This is a genomic window from Dyadobacter sp. 32 (assembly GCF_902506755.1).
GTDB lineage: Bacteria > Bacteroidota > Bacteroidia > Cytophagales > Spirosomataceae > Dyadobacter.
The window spans coordinates 2157791-2178807 of the sequence record NZ_LR735258.1; the positions used below are offsets into that span (position 1 = coordinate 2157791).

The following is a 21017-nucleotide window of genomic DNA, read 5'->3' on the forward strand; positions in this document are numbered from 1 at the left end:
ATGCAGTATACGGAATTACAGGTCACGACGAATTTTAGCTTCCTGCGTGGAGGTTCCCATCCTGATGAGCTGGTGGAACAGGCTGCCTTATTGAAATATAAGAAGATAGCAATCACTGACCGCAATACGCTGGCAGGGATTGTCCGGGCCCATGCGGCTGCCCGTGAGCATAAGATACAGATCATTCCCGCTGCCCGTCTTGACCTGATGGATGGACCAAGTTTACTGGCCTATCCCACAAATAAGGAGGCCTACGCAAGACTATCGGGACTATTGTCCAAAGGAAACCTGAGGACAGAAAAAGGGAAATGTGAAATCTACCGCCGCGATGTCTACGAGTATGCCGAGGGTATGAAGTTTATTGCCGTGTCGCCGGACGCCCTAGAGGCCGGGTTCAAATTTGAGCCGGGCTTTGAAACTGCACTCAAAGACTATCGCAATCATTTAGGTAAAGCGCTATACCTGTCGGCAGCGCGCTCTTATCTGGCTACCGATCACAAGAAACTATTCCGCATTGCCGAAATCTCTCAGCGCCTGGACACTCCAATGGTAGCCACTAATGATGTTTACTATCACGACCCGCAGCGTCGCGAGCTACAAGATGTGGTTACCTGCATACGCGAAAAATGTACGATTTACAATGCAGGTTTCCGGTTGCAACAAAATGCAGAGCGCTACCTGAAGGACGAAGCAGAAATGATCCGCGTATTCCGAAATTACCCGGATGCCATACGTCGCACGCAGGAGATCGCAGAAGCTTGCACTTTTTCCCTGGATAGTTTAAAATACGTCTATCCCGAAGAAATCACCAGCCCAGGCAGGACACCCCAAGAAGAACTGACCTACCTGGCCTGGAAAGGAGCAAAGGATTTCTACGGTGAGCAATTACCGGAAAAGGTGGTGAGCGCCATTAACTATGAGCTCCGGTTTGTGAAGGAAATGGACTATGCCGCCTACTTTCTCACAGTTTATGATATTGTGCGTTTTGCGCGGGAACGCGGCATTCTATGCCAGGGCCGAGGATCAGCAGCCAATTCAACGGTATGTTTTTGTTTGGGTATCACTAGCGTTGACCCTACAAAGTTCGATTTACTGTTTGAGCGCTTTATCTCCTCGGCCCGGAATGAACCGCCTGATATTGACGTGGATTTTGAGCACGAGCGGCGGGAAGAGGTTATCCAATATATATATGAAAAGTACGGGCGCGACCGCTCAGCCATTGTCGCTACCGTCACCCAGCTTCATCAAAAAGGTGCCGTCCGCGATGTAGCCAAGGTCATGGGTATGTCGGGGGATGCCATCAATAAGCTTTCCAGTTCGATCTGGGAGTTTACCGACGAATGGTTCGAAGGGAAAAGGATATCTGACCAGGGATTTAATTCGAATGACCCACACCTAATCAAAGTGCTTGACCTGACACGCCAGTTCATGGGCTTCCCCAGGCAGCTAGGCCAGCATACCGGCGGATTTGTCATTACCCAGGGAAAGATAACCGACCTTTGCCCGATCCTGAATGCAAGGATGCCCGGACGCACCAATATCGAATGGAACAAGGACGATATCGATGCGCTTGGCTTTTTGAAGATCGATGTCTTGGCACTTGGTATGCTTACCTGTATCCGAAAAGCTTTTGATCTGGCAAAATTGCATTACAGCCTGGATCTGACCCTTGCTAATATACCACAGGATGACCCGGTAGTTTACGAGATGATCGGTCATGCGGACACCATTGGTGTATTCCAGATTGAAAGCCGCGCCCAGCAATCGATGCTACCCCGCTTGAGGCCAAAAAACTTTTACGATCTGGTCATTGAAGTAGCTATCGTCCGGCCCGGACCTATACAGGGCGACATGGTGCACCCATACCTCAGAAGACGCAATGGCGAGGAGCCGGTGGAATATCCCTCTAAGGAACTGGAAGATATCCTGGGTCGCACTCTGGGCGTACCTCTTTTTCAGGAACAGGCCATGAAGATTGCCATTGTCGCGGCAGGTTTCACCCCGGCAGAAGCGGATAAGCTCCGGCGCTCGATGGCGACCTTCAAGCTGAGCGGCGTGGTGGCGCAATTTGAAAAGAAGCTGATCGATGGCATGACCGGTAGAGGCTACACGGAAGAGTACGCCAGGCGAATCTTTAAGCAACTGGAAGGCTTTGGCAGTTATGGTTTCCCGGAAAGCCATGCTGCGAGCTTTGCCTTGCTGGTGTACGTATCCAGCTGGTTGAAATGCTATTACCCCGACGTGTTTGCAGCCGCGATCCTGAATAGCCAACCCATGGGATTTTATCAGCCGGCGCAACTGGTCAGTGATGCCAGGAAACATGGAGTCGTAGTCCGTCCCGTTGATGTCAACATTTCGTTTTGGGATAATAGGCTGGAAGAGCAGGATGGCAGGTACAAAGCCCTGCGGCTCGGGTTCAGGCAGGTTAAGGGGATCAGGCAGGAAGACATGGAGCTTCTGGTAAATGGCAGAACATCTCCATATAAAGCCATACACCATATCAAGGATGCCGGTGTATCGCAGGCTGCACTCGAACGCCTGGCCGATGCCGACGCATTCCGGTCGATGGGTATGGACCGAAGGCAGGCTATGTGGGAAGCCACTGCGCTGTCCGACCGTCCGATGGGATTATTTACCGGACAACAATCTGCCAGCGATTTTGAGAAGCCGGTCAACCTGCCAAAGCTCTCCATGTCTGAACACGTGGTTCAGGATTACGCTTCGACGGCCTTATCATTAAAAGCTCATCCGGTCAGTTTTGTCAGGGATCAGTTGACACTCAACCATGCGTTTTGTACCGATAGCCTTTCCAAATACAAAGATGGTACAATTGTGCGCGTGGCAGGACTAGTACTGGTAAGGCAAAGGCCGGGCACGGCGGGCGGTGTTTGCTTTATTACCATTGAAGATGAAACGGGCGTGGCTAACCTGGTGGTCTTCAAGGGGCTGTTTGAGACGTATCGCAAAGAAATACTCCGTTCAAGGTTGCTGATGGTAGAAGGCAAATTGCAGATTGAAGGGGAAGTGATCCATGTTGTGGTCAGGAAATGCTTCGATATGTCTTCGCTCCTGCGCGGTTTGAATATCCAAAAAGAAGAAGATCCGGATCTGCTCACATTATCCCGAGCCGATGAAAAAGATGAATATGTAAGCCAGGCCGTCAACCGCAAAACACAAGTCCCGAAGAAAGCAGTACAACTGGAAATCTTCCCATCCGGCAGAAACTTCCGGTAGGTTCCGGGTTGCCCGTTCCTTAGTAACTTTAACTAACGTCCTTTTGCATCAAGATTCGTTATGACCGCCGCTTATAATCCTTTCGAGATACTGAACTTACCACTGCTTCGCGGGATCATCCGGCATGGCAATCGCGTAATCGTGCTGCAAAGATTTAACTGGCCAGGAATTGCAGAACGTCACGCATTTATGGGTACACCTTATGTCGATGAAGCGAAGGCAAAGAAACACGTCGCGCATTTATCGGAGAAAGAAGGAAAGCTTCTTAGCTTGAGTGCCGATGCCGAAAAGATTACTACCCTGATCGACGACCCGAAATACTACCTTTTCCTCAATACCTTCCGTGACCCCAATTGGGATGCCAAAATTTTAAAACATTATCAAATAAAGATGATATCTTTCCTGCGTTCCAGGATGCCTATGCCGCCAAAAGACCCGATTGATATCCACCTCGTGCTCGAATACGGAAGGTTGAAGGCCATGGTGAATGTCAATGGAACAGAAAAGACATTTGATGCTTTTGAAATGATAAAATAGCAATTGCCATGTGTTGCGATATCTTCCTGCGTAGCAACATCGGCGGCAGAACATCTTCTTTTCTTATGGACAAACTATTCCGTTGTCAATTTAGACTTTCTCTGTATTCCGTCGGAGACATGTTCGTGTTGTTCTTAAATAACTTGTGAAAGGATTGTGGATACGCAAAGCCCGTCTGGTAAGCAATTTCGCTGACCTGCAAAATTGGTGGTCCCCAGTAGCTGCTTGGCCTTGTCCATCACCCTGGCCTGTATATGCTGCTGGGCATTCTGTTCCGACACCGTGCCCAGCATATCGCTCAGATAGTCCGCTGAACGTTATCCAAATCCGGGGAAATGGTATCCAAATTTCCAACGCGTGTGAACCGATATAACTCCGGCTCATTGAGCAACATATATTTTTCAACCCTCGCCCTGTCTTCATCGGTATGACGTTGCTACATTTGTTTGGAGACAGAAATAGGCAGATTTAATATTTCAACTAAATTTGACTAAGAGAAAAAGACGGGCGTTTGACGAATCTTTCAAGAGGATGGCCATGGAGTTGTCGGAAGCTAAGGGCTCGGTAGCAAAAGCTGCGGCAGAGCTCGGGATTGATGCAGGACGTATCAGTAAATGGCGCGCAAGTTTTAGTAAACCTGATTTTAAAGAAAAGGTCGCGCGGTACAATAGAAAGAGAAGACATTCATCTCTGGGATACCTAAGTCCCTTAGCTTTCGAAGAAAAGCTGCGTAATCGAAAAAACGCTGCGTAACGAAAAAAACAGGGAATTAGAATCAATCCCTGTCTATAATTATGATGCCAAAAGCATAACAATTATAGACAGGTTCCAAAGGGTTTGGGGAATGGAAGGTTCCCCATATCAAATAAAGTTCTTTTGCCTAATAACTGCTGGCAAGCAAAAAAGCCCCATTGCCGTCTCTTCCTCGCGCCAGCAAAATGCACATTTCATCGAAATCAAATGGTAGGGAAATAAAACCCCGAAAACACCTTCTTGTAAAATTCACATTAACATAACTTGTAATATCTATTAGGTTAATACACAGAAGCTACTTTTGGTCGCTATTTGGCCATTTTTCGTGTCTGTACCTGCGAGAACCCAAAGCTACTATCTTGTAAAAATCTAATTTATAATCAATTTATGAAAAAACTACTTTTACCCATTGTTCCAGTGGTAATTGCTGGTTCATTAGTCTTCAGTGCATTCAGTCAGGCTCGGGCGGCCAAACCAAAGCACAATGAGGCAATCAGTCAAACCGGAACGCAAGCGCTCAAAATCCGGGTGACGGGCCGGGTGCTTGACGACAACGGAGAACCTTTGTTGGGTGTTACTGTAATTGAAAAAGGAAACAGCAGTACCGGTACCATAACAGACGTGAACGGAGATTTCGTCATTGAGGCTGCCCAGGGTGCTACCATTGTGTTTTCTTTTGTTGGGTTTCTGGCTCAGGAAGTGGTGATTTCGGACGAAAAAGCACTTAACGTACAGTTAAAGCAAGATGCAATGATGCTGGATGAAGTCGTTGCCGTGGGTTACCAAACGCTCAGAAAAAGCGACCTTACCGGTGCAGTTTCGAGTTTAAAGGCGAAGGAATTAAACCTGAGTACGCCGACCGTTGGCCAGGCATTGGTTGGAAAAGTGGCAGGCGTGCAGATTTCCCAAGTAAGTGGCGCACCATATGTGGGAACGAAAATCCGTGTTCGGGGTGTCGGTTCTATAAACGCTAGCTCTGATCCACTTTATGTGATTGATGGCTATCCGGCCGGTAATGACGTGTTTATCAACCCCAACGACATTGAATCGATTGACATATTGAAAGATGCGGCATCTGCGGCCATTTACGGTTCACGTGCGGCTGGCGGTGTAGTTTTAATTACAACAAAGCGCGGTAAGGAAGGAAAGGGAAAGCTGGAATACGATTATCAATTTGGAGTCCACCAGCTGGCCAAAAAGGTGGATATGCTTAATTCATCTGAGTTTGCCCAATTGCTGATCGACGGCCGTAACAACACTTACCGTGACCTGATGGTGAACGGTGGCAAGCCATGGAATGACGCCATGTTTTCAGACGATAATGCAACCAGGATCAAAAACCTGGGCGGCAGCGCCGGATCGGTAAGTATCCCCACTGATATTTATGATTTTGCAAACCAGCGACTGATCACACCCAAACACAACACCGACTGGCAGGACGAGCTTTACCGTAATGCGCCGGTGAGCCGTCATAACATTAGTTTCAGTGGCGGACAGAAAGGGCTTCGATATGCCATCAGCGGTGGGCATCTTACCCAGCAAGGCATCATCCTGAGCACAAAACAGGAACGTACCAACTTCCGTGCGAACATCGACGCCGACGTGAATAAGAAGTTGAAAGTCGGCGTCAATCTGGCATACACTTACAATACCAACCGCGAAGTGCAGGAAGGCCGCTTCAATCAGGGGCCGATCCTGGGAGCCTTGGTTTATATGCCAATCTTCAAAGCATATAATGACGACGGGTCCCTTGCCAAGAATGAGGCAGCTGCATTGAGCGCAGGGTTTGGTTTACAGTCCATTGAAAACCCGGTGGCATTAGCAACCGAAACGCACATTAACAGGGCTGGTCAACGCGGGACATACAATGGATTTGCCACCTTTGAAATCATTAAAGATCTGACATTCAAAGTAAACCTGGGATTACAGACTTATAACGAAAAATATGAATTTTACCGGCCAACGAGCCTGAGCGAAGGCGCTAACCCTCCCGGATCACCACAAGCGATTGCAGCCGCAAACTCGGTGGCGCGTACGGTCAATTTTATGGACAAGCTCGCTGAATTTACCCTGAACTATAAAAAAGCATGGAGCAAGCACAATTTTGACGGATTGCTGGGTTACACCGCACAGCAAAACAACCGCGATGTAATTTCGGTTACTGCACGTGGTTTTCAGAATGACCGGATCGAGGAGATCACAGGAAAAGGTGCGGACGCCATTTATTTTGGTCTTAATTCTGGCAACCCTGAAGGCGACGGAACGGGGAAAACCAACTGGGCACTACTTTCCTACCTGGCTCGCGCCGTTTATAATTTTGACAATAAATATTACCTGACCGCATCGTTCCGCACCGATGGCTCTTCACGTTTCGGTCCAAACAACCGCTGGGGAAGTTTTCCGTCCGTTTCTGCGGGCTGGAACATTTCGAATGAACCGTTTTACAACGAATTACTGGGCCCGGCTTCCACGATGAAACTGCGTGCCAGTTGGGGGTTGAGCGGAAACAACAATATTGGCAATTACAACTTCCTGCAAACCATGGCTGCGCCGGGCGGGGTCGTTTTTGGAAACGGAACAGTTAATACCGCCTTGTGGGCCGAGGGGATTAAGGATCAAAATCTGGGTTGGGAGTCTACTGCGCAATACAATGTAGGATTGGACCTGGGATTGTTTGACGACAGACTTTCCATCATTGCGAACTATTATCTGAGCCGTTCTTACAACCTGCTCTTTAACCAGCCACTTTCAGCAATTTCTGGTTCTTCAACCATTTTGACAAACCTGAGAAACTCGAAAGTTCAAAATACTGGTTTTGACGTTCAGGTTGATGGGCGCGTTATTTCTAAGCGCGACTTCAACCTGAACCTGACCGGTAACATTTCGCTCAACCGTAACAAAGTCCTGGATATGGGTGGCGCAAACACCATACTTTCTACGGGTGCGGAGCGCTCATACATTACGCACATTACCCAGCAGGGGCAGCCGATCGGGATGTTTTATGGTTTTAAAGTAAAAGGCATGGTGCGCGAGTCCGATATGGAAAACCTGGCGGCGGACAATCTGGTATATAATGCTTCGACACAGAGATTTCCGGCCGGATATGTTTTAAAAGGCCCAGCACGTTCAACCGCCTCGACGAACCCGCTTCGTCCGGGTGATCTTTATTTTGAGGATATCAACGGTGATGGTGTTGTGAATGACGCTGACAAGCAAGTGATCGGCACGCCTCATCCGAAATTTACCTACGGATTTGCTATTTCTGCCAGCTACAAAAATTTCGATTTCAGCTCGTCGTTCAATGGGATTTATGGCAACCAGGTACTGGATGGTCAGGATTATTACATTTTCAATATGGAAGGATCGGGTAACCAGTATTCGAAAGTGCTTAACCGTTACCGATCAGAGGCTGAGCCGGGAGACGGTAAGGTCTATCGCGCTGCGCGTGGAGGCACACAAAGCAACAGTACCCGGCTGTCGACATTCTATCTCCAAGATGGTTCATTCCTAAGATGCACCAACCTGACATTGGCCTATAATTTCCCTCAGATTGCCCAGATCAGCAAGAATGCAATCAGCAATCTCCGGATTTACGTAGGAGTAGATAATGCATTTACATTCACCAAGTATCTTGGCTATAACCCCGAGGTCGATTACAACAATGGTTCTAACCTGACGCCAGGTGTAGATTATGGTAAATATCCACTTGCCCGCGCCTACAACATTGGTGCACGTATCACCTTTTAATTAAGCAGCTATGTTTGACAAAAAATATAAACTAACCCATATCATTACTGCGTTCGCTCTCTGCTTACTCAGTTCTTGCTCAACCGATTTTATTGACCTGGAAGATCCGAATGCGGTTTCCAATGCATCCTTTTATCAATCGCCGGGCGAGGTAGAAGCGGCAGTAAACGGCATCTATCAGTCGCTTCGAAATGGAAGCGGAATAGGGGAAACCAGCGGGCTTTACAGCGAGGAGCGTTCGGACAATACCGGCAGGAACGACAACCAGTCCAATGCAGGTGAGCCGTTTCAGTTCAATGATTTTTCACTTTTGCCTAGCAACACTTATCTGAAAAGCCACTGGTTGGCACTATATCAGACCGTTACCCGCTCGAACCAGGTTTTGGAAGGAATCGAAAAGGTGAATTTTACGGACAATGATCTCAAAGAAAAATACAAGGCCGAAGCCAAATTCATGCGCGCCCTGATTTACTTCCATCTTTTGCGCAGATGGGGCGAGGTTCCCTTGATCACTCGGCCATTGACATTTGCAGAGGTGCAGGCAAACACCTTTCGGGAAAAGCAGGATGTGGTTTACCAGCAGATTGTCACAGATTTAACCGACGCCGTAAACAGCACTTTACCCAATGTGCAAACTACTGCGACCAAAGGGAAAGTGACCAAAGCTGCGGCGAATGCATTGCTAGGACAAGTTTACCTTACGATGGCAACCACACTGGATCCGGCGAACCGGGCGGATAATCTGAACAAAGCGAAAAGTCATCTTACGGCATGTTATGACCTTCGCAGCTTTGGTACATTAAAAGAGATTCCATATTCAGATGTTTTCGATGTAGCTAAAAAATCTACCGTCCCCGAAATTATCTTCCAGGTAGTCAATAAGCAGGGCGACATTAATTTTTCTTCTGCCATTGCGCGAAACAATCAGGCAAAGGGTGAAACGATCAACTCACTCTTTAACTCAACTGGCGCTGGTGGCAATGTTACGCCTGATCTTGTATTAGACTATGAAGAAGCGGATCTGAGAAAGGGTTTCAACATTAAATTTGCAAATGACCCGATCGTTCGCAACTATTTTATCACCAAATTTCGGGATGCCAGTCCAGCCGCAACAAATCAGGGTTTCGGAGGGAATGACTGGATATTGATTCGTTACGCAGATGTAATTTTAATGTTGGCAGAAGTCCATATGCATCTTGGCGATGAACCCGCAGCCATCGGATTTCTGAACCAGGTGAGGGAGCGCGCCGGCCTGCCGTTATATGCCGAATCGATCCGTAACGCAGCTTATCGCACCAAATACCCGACACTGAAACTTGCGATTCTGCACGAGCGTCGCGTGGAGCTTGCGTTTGAGAATCACCGCTGGTTTGATTTGCTGCGCTTTTTCTCAACCGAAGAGCTTGTAGCCTATTTCAAGGCAAAAAGCCAGGAGAATTTTGGTCTCGCTAAGTTATCGAATTTCGGTCCCAAAGACCGTTACTACCCTATCCCATTTGATGAACACAAATTGGATCCAACCAAAATGTACCAAAATCCTGGATATTGATCCCAATACAATTTCAATCAATTCAGAGCATCTCAATTTAGCCGGGCAGTAATGTCCGGCTAACTATCTATCTGACCAACATGAAAAGACTGCTTTTATGGATTTGCTTCGCTGCCGCACTTCCTGTTCTGGGTCAACAAGTAATTGTTCAGTATCCTCAGGGACATTCGCACAACGATTACCAGCAACCCGCACCATTTACATCAGCATATCACCAGAAGTTTGGTTCCATCGAAGCGGACGTTTTTTTAATCAATGACACCCTGTTCGTAGCGCACGAAAAAACCCAGATCGATCCGGCGCGGACCTTTGATAAACTATATCTACAACCCATTTTAGAAACAGCGGCTAGAAATGAAGGAAGGGTTTACCGCGACAAAGCATTACAATTGCTTATTGATCTGAAAACCCAGGGAGATTCGGCATTGCTGGCACTTTCGAAGTTGCTGGCGCCTCATGAATCTGTGTTTGGAGAAAAAGGGCCTGTGAAGGTCGTTGTAAGCGGCAATGTTCCGGCTCCCGAAAAATTTGACCGCTATCCACTTTTCATTTATTTCGATGGTCGACCAGGTGTTGAATACACGCCTGAACAGCTCAAACGCATTGGTTTGATAAGCCAGGATTTCAGCCATTTTTCAAAATGGAACGGAAAAGGCATTCCGGTTGAAAACGATCGCCTAAAACTGCTTACCGCCGTCAAAGCGGCACATGATCAACAGAAACCCTTCCGTTTCTGGGCGAGTCCCGACAATATCAATGCCTGGAAACAACTGATTAACCTCGGCGCAGATTATATCAACACAGACAAAGTCGCAGCGCTCGGTGAATTCCTAAATGGACGCGAAAAAGCAGAATTTAAAGCGCAAAGCTTTCACGAAATCTACAAGCCGACTTATCTCAACAATGATTCGAGAGGGAAAGTCAAAAACATAATTCTACTGATCGGCGATGGTATGGGGTTGGCGCAGATCTACGCGGGAATCACTGGCAACGCAGGCAAACTAAACCTTGAACAATTTCTCAACATCGGCTTCTCAAAAACCGCATCTTCCGACAACTACATTACCGACTCTGCCGCAGGCGCAACGGCTTTTGCTACTGGCAAGAAAACCCGAAACAGAGCCATTGGTGTGGATTCCAATCTTGTTCCGGCAAAATCAATTATCAAAAATTTCAAGGCTGCAGGAAGAAAGGTTGCGTTGATCTCATCGGGCGACATTACCGACGCAACGCCCGCATCGTTTTACGCGCACCGTCCGGAAAGAAGTATGCAGGACAGCATAGCAAAAGACTATTTATCCAACTGGGTCGATATCGCTATTGGAGGAGGAATGGAACATTTCCAGCGAACCGATGTATCTGAACAATTAAAGGTGAAAGGTGTGAACGTTTCAGAGAAATGGGACGAGCTTTCCCGTCTTAAAACTCCTTTCCTGCTGCTTGATGCTCATAATGCCAAATCCATGCAAAACGGTCGCGGCAGCTTTCTGTCAGATTCCTTTAAAAAGACAATTCAAGAATTTAAAACGCACAGACCAGGATTTTTCGTGATGGCAGAGGGCGCTCAAATTGACTACGGCGGCCATGCCAATGATGTTAGCTATACCGTGTTGGAAATGCTGGACTTCGACAAACTGGTAGGAGAGGCGCTGCGTTTCGCCGACAGTAATGGTCAGACGTTGGTGATCGTCACCGCCGACCACGAAACGGGAGGGCTTACCCTGCTCGACGGCAATTTGAAAAATGGTTATGTTGACGGACATTTTAGCACCGACGACCACACGGGGGTGATGGTGCCGGTTTTTGCATACGGCCCGCATTCACTGGATTTTCGAGGGGTGTACGAGAATACTGAGATTTATTATAAGCTAAGGGCGCTTAACAGCAGAGTTAATAAAACAATAACAACTCCTCTTCATTGAGGTCATACTGCAATTGTAATTTGGCATTATATAAATCGACAGTATGCCAGACAATTGCAAAAACAAACGATTTTTAGGTTTATGGGGGCTTTTAGCGTTGGTGCTGACGTGCAATAACACCGGGGGCACGAGTGGTAGGTCAAGCGTGATAGGCTTGCAGATTGGAAATAACCGTTTCATGAAAGATGAAACCGAAGGGCAGTTCTTGGCAATAAGTTATAATATTGTCGGTCTGCCAGCTATCATTTGCAGTGCAAAAACGCCCAGGGCAGACCAGCGTCACAGCTATTGGCAGAAAACTGCAAGCTTTTGACATTGTCCATGTGCAGGAAGATTTCAATTATCATTTGCAATTTAGCGATCAATATACCCATCCTGATTGTCCCAACTGATCGCATAATTAATGTCCGCGATAATTCAATAGTAATAAACTTGGGCAAAGGAATTAGTATCTATGTTTGTGTAGCAGCAACTTTATTATTGTGCCAGCATTGTAAAAGCGTTCACCGGAAAACGGAAATCGACTGTCATAGACGGGGTGATAAGTACGACCTGGTGTTGTCTGCATCGGTTGGTTCATCCAAAATGGCCACCAACATAATTCCGGGTGAGCTCCTCTTTCGGATTTCTGAATACATTTTCGGTTGTATCAAATTCAACAACTTCTCCCAGATACATAAATGCGACCTTATCCGATATCCGCTGAGCCTGTTGCATGTTGTGCGTCACGATCACGATGGTGTAGTCTTTTTTCAAACTTAATATCAACTCTTCAATTTTTCCTGTGCTGATCGGATCCAGTGCAGAGCAGGGCTCGTCCATTAATATCACTTCCGGCCGGAGAACAACCGTTCGGGCGATACATAACCTTTGCTGTTGTCCACCTGACAATTTTACGGCAGGTTTTTTGAGGTCGTCCTTTACTTCATCCCATAGATAACTTTCTCGCAAGGCTTTTTCGACCAAACCGGGAATTTCATTTTTAGGAAATTCATGAATATGAAGCCCGTAGGAAAGATTCTCGTAGATGCTCTTTGGTAACGGATTGGGTTTCTGAAAAACCATGCCGATCCGCTTCCTGATCTCTGTAACCGAAACATTTTTGTCATACAGATCCAGATCATCCAGCCTGAGTATTCCCTCAACAGACGCATCCGGTGAAAGGTCATGCATGCGGTTGAAGGCGCGAAGTAAAGTCGATTTCCCGCATCCGGACGGGCCAATCAGAGAAGTAACCTCATTCTTGCCGAAATTGATGTTGATATTTTTCAGTATTTGCTTTTTACCGAAAGAAAGATTGAGCGAATGAGCGGATAATTTGATCTGATCCATTAGTCCTGCGTTCTTTGTTTAAACCGAATGTAAAAGGCAATCGTATTCAGACCGAAAACCATAAGAATGAGCACTACCGCTGTCCCGTAAGCAAGTGGCCTAACCTCTTCGATGGACTGGTGCTGGGTTGAGAGCATATATAAATGATAGGGTAAGGCCATAAATTCCTGGTTAATTGATGAGGTGAGCCCATTAATATAGAAAGCAACACCGGTGAACAAAATGGGTGCGGTCTCACCGGCAGCCCTCGAAAGTGTCAGAATCGTTCCTGTCAGTATGCCGGGCAATGCTTTGGGCAGCACCACATCTCTGATGGTTTCAAACTGTGTGGCACCCAGCGCCAAAGTTGCTTCCCGCATACTGTTAGGTATCCGTTTTAAGGCTTCCTCGGTAGTGGTAATGATGTAAGGAAGAGACAGAAGGCCCAGTGTTAAACCCGCCGACAGCACCGAAGTGCCCATCCTGAGCCCCTGAACAAATAGAGCAAGCCCAAACAAGCCATAGATAATGGAAGGGATACCCGCCAGATTCCGGATAGAAGCCCGGATTACATTGGTAAGCAAGGATGGTTTGGCATACTCATTCAGATATATTGCACACCCGACACCAAAAGGAACGGCAAAAAGAGTGGTTATCAAAGTGAGCCATAACGTGCCAATCAGCGCCGGAAGAATCCCCCCTTTTGTCATGCCCTGTGTTGGTGGCAGACTGATGAAATTCCAGGATACAGCAGAGAATCCTTTTGAAAAAATATCAAACAAAATAATCCCCAGAAACAAACAAACTGTTGCGGTGCTTCCAACTAAAAGAAACCAGTTGATATAATGTGTCAGCTTCTTTTTCATGCGTGAAATTTTCTAATTCGATTGGCGAAATATTCACCCAGTAAATTGATCGCAAGTGTGATCAGAAACAACACAGCAGCAATGGCAAAAAGAGCAAAATAATGGGTGGTCTGATAAGGCACCTCACCCATTTCGATCGCGATGGTTGCCGTGATGGTACGAATAGAATCCAAAAAGCCTTTGGGCAAAGCAGCCGCATTTCCGGTCGCCATTAAAACGGTCATCGTTTCCCCCAGCGCCCGGCCAAGTCCCAGCATCACGGCGGCAATCAAACCCGGAAGCGCAGCCGGTATGGTGACCCTGAAAAGCGTTGCCCATTTGTTTGCACCCAGCGCAAATGATGCCTCCCGGTAGGTTTTGGGCACGGCATTGATGGCATCTTCCCCAATCGTTATAATTGTAGGTAATGCCATTACAGCCAGCAATATGGAACCGTTCAATGCATTCAAGCCATTTTGAATTCCAAATACGCTTGCGATGGCGGGACCTATCAAAACAATCCCAAGAAAACCGATTGCTACGGATGGAATCGCCGCCAGCATTTCAATCACGGGTTTTAAAACGGTCTGCAGGTTCTTTGGGGCAAATTCAGAAATGTAAGCGGCAGTCAAAATTCCCAGGGGCACGGCAATCAGCATCGACCCAAAAGCAACAAGTCCCGTACTGGCCAGCAATGGAAATATACCGTATGAGCCGTTTACGCTGGCCGGATTCCATTGGTATCCTGTGAAAAAATCAATGGGGTTGATATCGGCGAAAAAAGCTACACTGTTGTAAATCAGCATAAAAAAAATCCCCCCAAGCAACAGAATCGTTGCCAGGCCTGTCGTCTTGAAAACGACTTTCAGAATTCGATCCGTTCGTTCTCTTTTTCTGATACTCATGGTTTCATGACGGGATAATAACCGGCTTGTTTGATAATTTGCTGACCTTGCGGGCTTTTCTCAAAGTCAATGAATGGTTTTATTTTCTCAAAAGATGTGGCCTGGTAATATTGAAAAAGCGGACGCTGGAATAGGTACTTGCCAGCTGCAATCATCTCCGCATCAAGTGGTGAGATCGCCTTTGGTGCTTCATTCGAGTATACTTTAAGCACTTTTATACCCTCACTCCCTCCATTTGATACATATCCCGCGCCAACATAACCGATACCTGAGTCATCGGCTTTGATGGCTTCCAGTATCTGGGCGTTCCCGTTCATTTCTTTTGCCTTGTCACTAAATTCGATCTCAAGCTTCCTTTTGACAAAATCGTGTGTCCCTGAGTTGCTTTGCCGGCCATAGATATTGACTGGCAACTTACTGGTCGTTATCGAAGACCAGTCCGTGTGTTCCCCTTTCAGAAGTGATGCCAGTTGGTCGGTACTTATGGAGTCGATCGGGAGGCTTTCGGCCACTACGAACGCAATGGCATCTTGTGCAAAAATGAAGGAATCGATGCGTGCACCATCCTTGTCAAATAGTGCGGTCTCCTGTTCATTGATGCTTCTGGAAGAATTTGCGATATCCGCCGTTCCATTCAGCAGAGAAGCAATTCCCAAACCGGAACCACCACCGGAAATCGATACAAAAAGAGTGGGGTTATTATCATGAAAGGTTTCGGCGAGCTCCACGGCCAGATTGACTTCGGTATCCGATCCTTTGATTTTTATCACGTCCTTGTTACCAGAACACGACATCAGAAAACCAACAAGGCAAAGGAATTTCATTTTCATAATGCTGACAGATAATACTCACTGAGCCAATATTAGGCAAATTGGCAGATTAGTTCATATTGTCTTTTTGTTAACACTAAAGCCTGCTGTTTCAAAATCCGGTCCGCAAATGTCTTTTGTGCTCGTCACCCGAATTTCCAAGGCTGAGATGACCCAAATAATCTTGACGATACCAGATTGCCACGAGGAGCACCGTGCCACTTACCACAAGTTGGTCCATGATCTGGATCGCTACGGATACCTGTGCTATGAGCCTTCCTTCTACAAAGGCCGAGCCAGCAGAATTTCAATGATTGAGAAACGATAACAACCTGATCAGATGCATGTGGATTTAATTACAAAGGAAGATTTGCAAGCCTTTCGGTATCAGCTTATCGAAGACATGAAAATGATCCTGCTCTCAAAACCTGAAACTTCCAAAAAGTGGTTAAAAGGAAGCGAGGTGCGAAAAATGCTCCAGATCTCTACGGGCACTTTGCAGAACCTGAGAATCAAAGGCCAGCTTAAACCCTCCAGGATCGGCGGATCATTTTACTACAGTTCAGATGAAATAGAAAAAATATTACCCAAAAAGGCCTGAAAACAGAAGGACTCATTGAATACCTCACCACCATTCTGCTGAATCGGCGCGTCAGCGTGTGGCACATCGCATTTTACAAGGCAATCCTACAACTCTGGATCCAGAACAAACAGGAAAATATTTTCCACACTTTTTTTATTCTTCGATTTTTCACAGCCATTACCATGAATAAATTCCGGTAGGGGCCTGCCAAATGTATTCCGATAGGACGGTGAATTGATGTATCCCTGAATCCAACAGGATCGCCGGTGACATTTTTTTTAACCACACTAATTGGGCAGGATTGGAAGATGTATTGCCTGAATAGGCTGTTTTAGTAGCATACTGAATATTTGAGTAGGGCATGATAATGTTTATGCTAACACACACAACATTATGAGAGTATTTGCCTCTTACCGGTTGATTATTAATGATTCTATATTGGCATGCCTGGAAATGTACCTCTTATTTTTGTTCTAATCGCCTCATGCGTCAGAAGTACCAAAAGATTTATGTAGTTTTCCGAGGAGGCTCTTACCTTTCTAAATGATGAAGATTAGATATAATAAGTAAAAACTCAGCTCAATCTGCGTGTCAATACATCTGCTGATGGAAGTGAGATGCTACTCACCATTTTATGTAACTACCTATCAAATGAAAAAGTACTTAATTCTGACGTTATTGCTTAATTTCCACGCTCTTGCTCAGACTCCCGCGCTCAAAACGGTTTTGGTCAATCAAGCAGGATATAACCACAACGAGTCCAAACGATTTGTGGCATGGGGTGTTGAGGATGGTGCGCCATTTCAAGTAAAGCAAGGAGCTAAAGTGGTTTTCAATGGAACCATCAAAGCGTATGGCGGCGATTTTTCTGCCTTCAATCCTACCGACTATCAACTGGAGTACAGGGTTCACGTGGCTGGATTACAACCTTCTGTTCCTTTTCAAATCAAGCCCTATTTTCAAGAAATCCTTTCTTCAAAACTAGCCTACGATTTTTTTATGGATGTTCGAGGTTCAACCGACCCAATACACTCCAACGAGGCCAAAGTATACGGTGGCGGGCCGTCGCGGGATTGCGGGGCCTACACCCTCGAAACGGTTTTTGAAACTATGTTTTATGCGTCTAATCCTGCTCTTTTCGACAACTGGAAAAATGAAATGGGAAATGGAAAAACGCCCGATTTAATAGCCCTTATCCTATGGCATGCCGAATTTGCCTATCACCATGTTAGTTACAATGGCCCTGTGGCTAATCGGCATGGCTGGTTGGGCTACGAATGTACGCCCAAAATGAATTACGATTACTGGAACACCCTTGATCAACTTGCAGCGGTTTGTGCGGCTTATCACAGTTTTTTAAAGCCCTATTTAGCCGAGGAAAAGTACCAGGCCTATCGCAAGATTTGTTTGGAAAAATGGACTCAATATGACCGCCACAAAGTAGTACGGCACTGGACATATAGTAATAAATGGGTAGACGAGGGCTACCAGGAATTCAACGAAATGGGCAATGCCTACGGCCAGTCTGTCTTTAGCAATTTGTTCATGTACTTGACCGAGCTCAACGAAAAAGATGGCAAACCCGAACAATTTTTGAAGTGGGCGCAGGAAAGTACCGAAGACATTATTAAGAACTGGGATTTTACTAATGTTAGACACATGTGGTGGATTCGAAATGCAGAGCACATTACGCCTCAGGCGCTGGCATTTTACCTGTTGACACTACCGGAAAAAGCCCCGAAAGGTACCAAAGAAAAACTCGCTGCCTGGCAGAATCACATTCTTTCGAAAACCAATAATCCGTGGCAATACCGGGTGCATTCTGATACAGAATGGGCGCATCCACGCACCAAAGAGCTTGGCGGCGCACCTGCTTTGGGAGGAAGTTTATTTGCGTCGGCTTACCTGCTTAGAACTCCGAAAGTACGAGAACAAGCCTGGTCGCAGGTTAATTTTACCTTTGGTTTGAATCCGCTGGGGGCTCATTTTGGCAATAAAAGCAAAGAACGAATCGAAATCAATGGCTATTGGGAAGGGATTGAAAATGGGTGGCCAAAAGCTCACCCCGACGGCTACGGACAATTAGGATTAGTGAGGGGGACGCTGGACGGTACACCTCTTGACAAGGATTTTCCAAGATTGAAGGTCGAAAATCAAGCCGATTATACCAGTGCCCCGACCGATAAAATTGGACAGAATGCTTATGCTACCGAAGGATGGGCTATTTCAAATCGTGGCTGGATGACCACCATTACGTTTTCGACCTTACACAGTACCCGGGTTAGTTTTGTAAACGAAGCCGGAAAAGCCGTAACAAAAGCAAAAAAGACGGATCAAGTTTTTGTACAACTTGATGCGCCACTTAACATCAACGCCAACGCTAAGGATGAGGCATGGGTAGAACTCAAAGAGAACGAGGGAGAGCCGGTGAAATATAAAGTCATCGAAACGGGAGCTAATAGCAATATTTTCAGGGCAATTTATCAGCCAGGCAAAAGCAAAAAAACAACTGCTTCCTATGGGTACTGGGGGTTCAGAAAAGAGGCCAACCTGCTCGTGAACTGAGCGGCAGAAAACACAAAGAGCCAGAATCAAACGATTTGAAAGAAGGCAGTAAAATACATTTTAACCCGACCCTTTTTGGATTAAAATGTATTATACCGAAATAATAAGCTCATACCGATTGCATGTGGAAACCAAAAGCAGACGGCCAAACCATGGTGTGGCGGGTTAAAATACGATGTCGGCTATGCACTTTGAAAGCCACACAGCGGAGAATGTTCTCTACTACTTCCACTGCGATTAAAAAGTAGTGCCCCACGCCAATTGCACTGGATTAGTTACCTCTGTATGTTGAGTATCCGTATGCAGAGAGTGTGATTGGTACGTGATAATGTTTGCTGTCATTGATTTGAAAGACGACTTCGATAAACGGATAAAAACTCTCTATGTTCTGGCTTTTGAAATAATCTGCGGTCAGGTAAGTCAATTTGTAAATACCATTGTTAGACCTTTCAGAGCTAAGAAAGTCCGAGATCCGGCCATTCGCATCGGTTACTTTCTCCTCAATCATCGACCATGTTTTTTTATTTGTATCCATTTTTTCAAGTCGAATTTGTACGCCTGGTGCCGGCATCCCCTTAGATATGTCGAGAATGTGACTTGATAACTGGAACGATTGCGAGTAGGCTAGCGTACTGCCCAGGATAAAACCTAGCGAAAGAAATAAATTTTTCATCTGTTTTGGGGTTAATTAAGTTGTGTAAATATTCCAGCTTCCTGAATGCCAGCAGATTTTGCGATCAAATCGTCATTCTCAGGGCTTCCTCCCCCTGCGACGCCAATGGCCCCAACAAGCTTACCTTGAAACCAAAGAGGACAACCACCACCCAGCAACAGCAGCTCAGGAAGATTGGCCAAATTCTCCGTATCCGGGTTGCCCCTGGCATTTCGGGATAGAGCTAAAGTAGGCGTTTTGGTCGAAACCGAGGTATAGGCCTTTCTTCTGGATGCTTCCGTATTGTGGGGCCCAACATCTTCCTGGCGGCTGATGAGAATGACCTGTCCAGCCGCATCCAAAATTGAAATGGTAACTGATTTGCCTAAATGGCTGGCGCAAGCTCTTGCTTGCTTTGTAAGCACCACGGCAGCGTCGAGTGTTAATTGATATACGGGGTTAAGGTAGCGCGCTGATTGTGTCGCGACCTTGGAAACTTCATTACCAGAATCAACCGATTGCGCTGCCACAACGCCTGGTAATAAGCAAGTTACTATTAACATTTTTAGCTTCATCGTAATTTCTTTTTTTGCAAAATTACAATTCCACTCCCCTATAAGTGTTGATCTATGTCAACGTTTTAAAGCTTTGATTTTGCCCGGCTTAATGTGGATGGTGAAATTCCCAGATAGGAAGCTGCCATCTTGTTGGATACCCGGAGCAAAAAGTTAGGCTGTGATTCGATGACCCATTTTACTTTTTCCAGTGCATCTAACCCCTGAAACCCATAAATCCGTTTTTGAGCATTCACAAAACCAAGTTCCAGAATTTCCCTATAAATGTGACTGAACTCGGGCGTAGTATCTACCAGCTGGTAAAAATCCTTCCGAGAAATCACAAGCAGTTCCGACTTTTCGACGGCCTGCAAATATTCTAACGCAGGCTTCTGATCTATAAAACTGGGAAGGGCAGTTGCAAACATTCCTTCAAACGCGAAATAACGGGATGTTTCAATCCCTGCATTGTTTATTGTAAAAAGCCGAAGACAGCCAGCATTTATAAAATAGTAGACTTTGCAAGTCTCATGATAATCTATCAAAACCTGTTTGCGGTGAACCTTTAGAGGTTGGAAATATGAACATATATTTTTAAGTTTTTCATGATCCACCTTAAATCTGCGCAGTATGTAAGATGCCAGAGACTGATGGATTACCGGTAATTCGTTCATTAGCTGTCAGGTGACATTGTATATGGTAAATGCATTATTTAAATCCCGCACGAAAGATGCATGGGTGTTAATTGGCGAAAGCGATGTGGAGTAGCCTGGTGATGCTGTACAGTCCCTTTAGACAATCAACTATCAAACCAGCTCCAACCAAAAAGCTTAGCGTTTCTTTGCCTTATAACTCCGGGCTTCCGCCTTTGACCAATCTGCGATTCAAAAAATCGGATAAGGCTCATAACGATTCAAATTTTCCGTTGGAATGAAAGTAGCCAGAAATTCTTTTGTTTCGAAATTGGAAGGGGAAATTTTCCTGTGAACAGGGTGAGCTGTGAAAGCATTCGCCCAATTTTACCCTCTGCAAGCCTCTTGTAAAACCATTT

15 protein-coding genes and 1 pseudogene are annotated in these 21017 nt (G+C 46.1%); 8 read left to right on the forward strand and 8 right to left on the reverse strand.

Annotation, left to right across the window (positions count from 1 at the left end):
- Positions 1-3234: an error-prone DNA polymerase gene (locus DYADSP32_RS08650; protein WP_149243099.1), complete on the forward strand. Its 3234-nt coding sequence runs from the start codon at positions 1-3 to the stop codon at positions 3232-3234.
- Between the two features lie 60 nt (positions 3235-3294).
- Positions 3295-3771, forward strand: a complete 477-nt coding sequence (locus tag DYADSP32_RS08655; RefSeq protein ID WP_149243098.1) for a hypothetical protein — start codon at positions 3295-3297, stop codon at positions 3769-3771.
- A gap of 85 nt (positions 3772-3856) precedes the next feature.
- Here the strand turns inward: DYADSP32_RS08655 and DYADSP32_RS08660 are convergent, their stop codons facing one another.
- Positions 3857-3973, reverse strand: coding sequence for a helix-turn-helix domain-containing protein (locus DYADSP32_RS08660; protein ID WP_414617631.1), 117 nt, complete (start codon positions 3971-3973; stop codon positions 3857-3859).
- A gap of 284 nt (positions 3974-4257) precedes the next feature.
- Here DYADSP32_RS08660 and DYADSP32_RS08665 point away from each other — a divergent pair.
- The 4 genes and pseudogenes from DYADSP32_RS08665 to DYADSP32_RS08680 form a co-directional block, all read left to right on the forward strand.
- Positions 4258-4392: pseudogene (locus DYADSP32_RS08665) on the forward strand (transposase); the annotation flags it as partial.
- Between the two features lie 519 nt (positions 4393-4911).
- Positions 4912-8271, forward strand: a complete 3360-nt coding sequence (locus DYADSP32_RS08670; RefSeq protein WP_149243096.1) for a SusC/RagA family TonB-linked outer membrane protein — start codon at positions 4912-4914, stop codon at positions 8269-8271.
- A gap of 10 nt (positions 8272-8281) precedes the next feature.
- Positions 8282-9820, forward strand: coding sequence for a RagB/SusD family nutrient uptake outer membrane protein (locus DYADSP32_RS08675; protein WP_149243095.1), 1539 nt, complete (start codon positions 8282-8284; stop codon positions 9818-9820).
- An 80-nt stretch (positions 9821-9900) separates the two neighbouring features.
- Complete coding sequence (locus DYADSP32_RS08680; RefSeq protein ID WP_149243094.1) at positions 9901-11742, forward strand: alkaline phosphatase; 1842 nt, start codon at positions 9901-9903, stop codon at positions 11740-11742.
- 576 nt (positions 11743-12318) lie between these two features.
- Here the strand turns inward: DYADSP32_RS08680 and pstB are convergent.
- From pstB to DYADSP32_RS08700, 4 genes are read right to left on the reverse strand one after another with little or no spacing between them, the layout of a single operon-like run.
- Positions 12319-13065 (reverse strand): phosphate ABC transporter ATP-binding protein PstB, encoded by a 747-nt coding sequence (gene pstB, locus DYADSP32_RS08685; protein ID WP_414618158.1) that lies wholly within the window; start codon positions 13063-13065, stop codon positions 12319-12321.
- A gap of 8 nt (positions 13066-13073) precedes the next feature.
- Positions 13074-13919, reverse strand: coding sequence for a phosphate ABC transporter permease PstA (gene pstA / locus DYADSP32_RS08690; protein WP_414617632.1), 846 nt, complete (start codon positions 13917-13919; stop codon positions 13074-13076).
- Positions 13916-14803 carry a phosphate ABC transporter permease subunit PstC gene (gene pstC / locus DYADSP32_RS08695; protein ID WP_149243091.1) on the reverse strand — a complete coding sequence of 296 codons (888 nt, stop codon included), beginning with the start codon at positions 14801-14803 and terminating at the stop codon, positions 13916-13918. The genes pstA and pstC overlap by 4 nt, the downstream gene beginning before the upstream one ends.
- Positions 14800-15633: a substrate-binding domain-containing protein gene (locus DYADSP32_RS08700; RefSeq protein ID WP_149243090.1), complete on the reverse strand. Its 834-nt coding sequence runs from the start codon at positions 15631-15633 to the stop codon at positions 14800-14802. The genes pstC and DYADSP32_RS08700 overlap by 4 nt, the downstream gene beginning before the upstream one ends.
- Before the next feature lie 319 nt (positions 15634-15952).
- Here DYADSP32_RS08700 and DYADSP32_RS08705 point away from each other — a divergent pair, with 319 nt between their 5' ends.
- The gene (locus DYADSP32_RS08705) at positions 15953-16213 is read left to right on the forward strand and encodes a helix-turn-helix domain-containing protein (RefSeq protein ID WP_149243089.1); all 261 of its coding nucleotides are present in this window, start codon (positions 15953-15955) and stop codon (positions 16211-16213) included.
- A 633-nt stretch (positions 16214-16846) separates the two neighbouring features.
- Positions 16847-18760, forward strand: coding sequence for a cellulase N-terminal Ig-like domain-containing protein (locus DYADSP32_RS08710; RefSeq protein ID WP_149243088.1), 1914 nt, complete (start codon positions 16847-16849; stop codon positions 18758-18760).
- 271 nt (positions 18761-19031) lie between these two features.
- Here the strand turns inward: DYADSP32_RS08710 and uraH are convergent, their stop codons facing one another.
- The 3 genes from uraH to DYADSP32_RS08725 form a co-directional block, all read right to left on the reverse strand.
- Complete coding sequence (uraH, locus tag DYADSP32_RS08715) at positions 19032-19433, reverse strand: hydroxyisourate hydrolase (protein WP_149243087.1); 402 nt, start codon at positions 19431-19433, stop codon at positions 19032-19034.
- A gap of 11 nt (positions 19434-19444) precedes the next feature.
- Positions 19445-19975 (reverse strand): GlcG/HbpS family heme-binding protein, encoded by a 531-nt coding sequence (locus DYADSP32_RS08720; protein WP_414617633.1) that lies wholly within the window; start codon positions 19973-19975, stop codon positions 19445-19447.
- 77 nt (positions 19976-20052) lie between these two features.
- Positions 20053-20640: a Crp/Fnr family transcriptional regulator gene (locus DYADSP32_RS08725; protein WP_149243085.1), complete on the reverse strand. Its 588-nt coding sequence runs from the start codon at positions 20638-20640 to the stop codon at positions 20053-20055.
- Positions 20641-21017 lie beyond the last annotated feature (377 nt).

Coding starts and splice junctions, on each gene's coding strand:
- DYADSP32_RS08650 (WP_149243099.1), top strand. CDS start 1: ATGCAGTATACGGAATTACAGGTCACGACGAATTTTAGCTTCCTGCGT.
- DYADSP32_RS08655 (WP_149243098.1), top strand. CDS start 3,295: ATGACCGCCGCTTATAATCCTTTCGAGATACTGAACTTACCACTGCTT.
- DYADSP32_RS08670 (WP_149243096.1), top strand. CDS start 4,912: ATGAAAAAACTACTTTTACCCATTGTTCCAGTGGTAATTGCTGGTTCA.
- DYADSP32_RS08675 (WP_149243095.1), top strand. CDS start 8,282: ATGTTTGACAAAAAATATAAACTAACCCATATCATTACTGCGTTCGCT.
- DYADSP32_RS08680 (WP_149243094.1), top strand. CDS start 9,901: ATGAAAAGACTGCTTTTATGGATTTGCTTCGCTGCCGCACTTCCTGTT.
- pstA (WP_414617632.1), bottom strand. CDS start 13,919: ATGAAAAAGAAGCTGACACATTATATCAACTGGTTTCTTTTAGTTGGA.
- pstC (WP_149243091.1), bottom strand. CDS start 14,803: ATGAGTATCAGAAAAAGAGAACGAACGGATCGAATTCTGAAAGTCGTT.
- DYADSP32_RS08700 (WP_149243090.1), bottom strand. CDS start 15,633: ATGAAAATGAAATTCCTTTGCCTTGTTGGTTTTCTGATGTCGTGTTCT.
- DYADSP32_RS08705 (WP_149243089.1), top strand. CDS start 15,953: ATGCATGTGGATTTAATTACAAAGGAAGATTTGCAAGCCTTTCGGTAT.
- DYADSP32_RS08710 (WP_149243088.1), top strand. CDS start 16,847: ATGAAAAAGTACTTAATTCTGACGTTATTGCTTAATTTCCACGCTCTT.
- uraH (WP_149243087.1), bottom strand. CDS start 19,433: ATGAAAAATTTATTTCTTTCGCTAGGTTTTATCCTGGGCAGTACGCTA.
- DYADSP32_RS08720 (WP_414617633.1), bottom strand. CDS start 19,975: ATGTTAATAGTAACTTGCTTATTACCAGGCGTTGTGGCAGCGCAATCG.
- DYADSP32_RS08725 (WP_149243085.1), bottom strand. CDS start 20,640: ATGAACGAATTACCGGTAATCCATCAGTCTCTGGCATCTTACATACTG.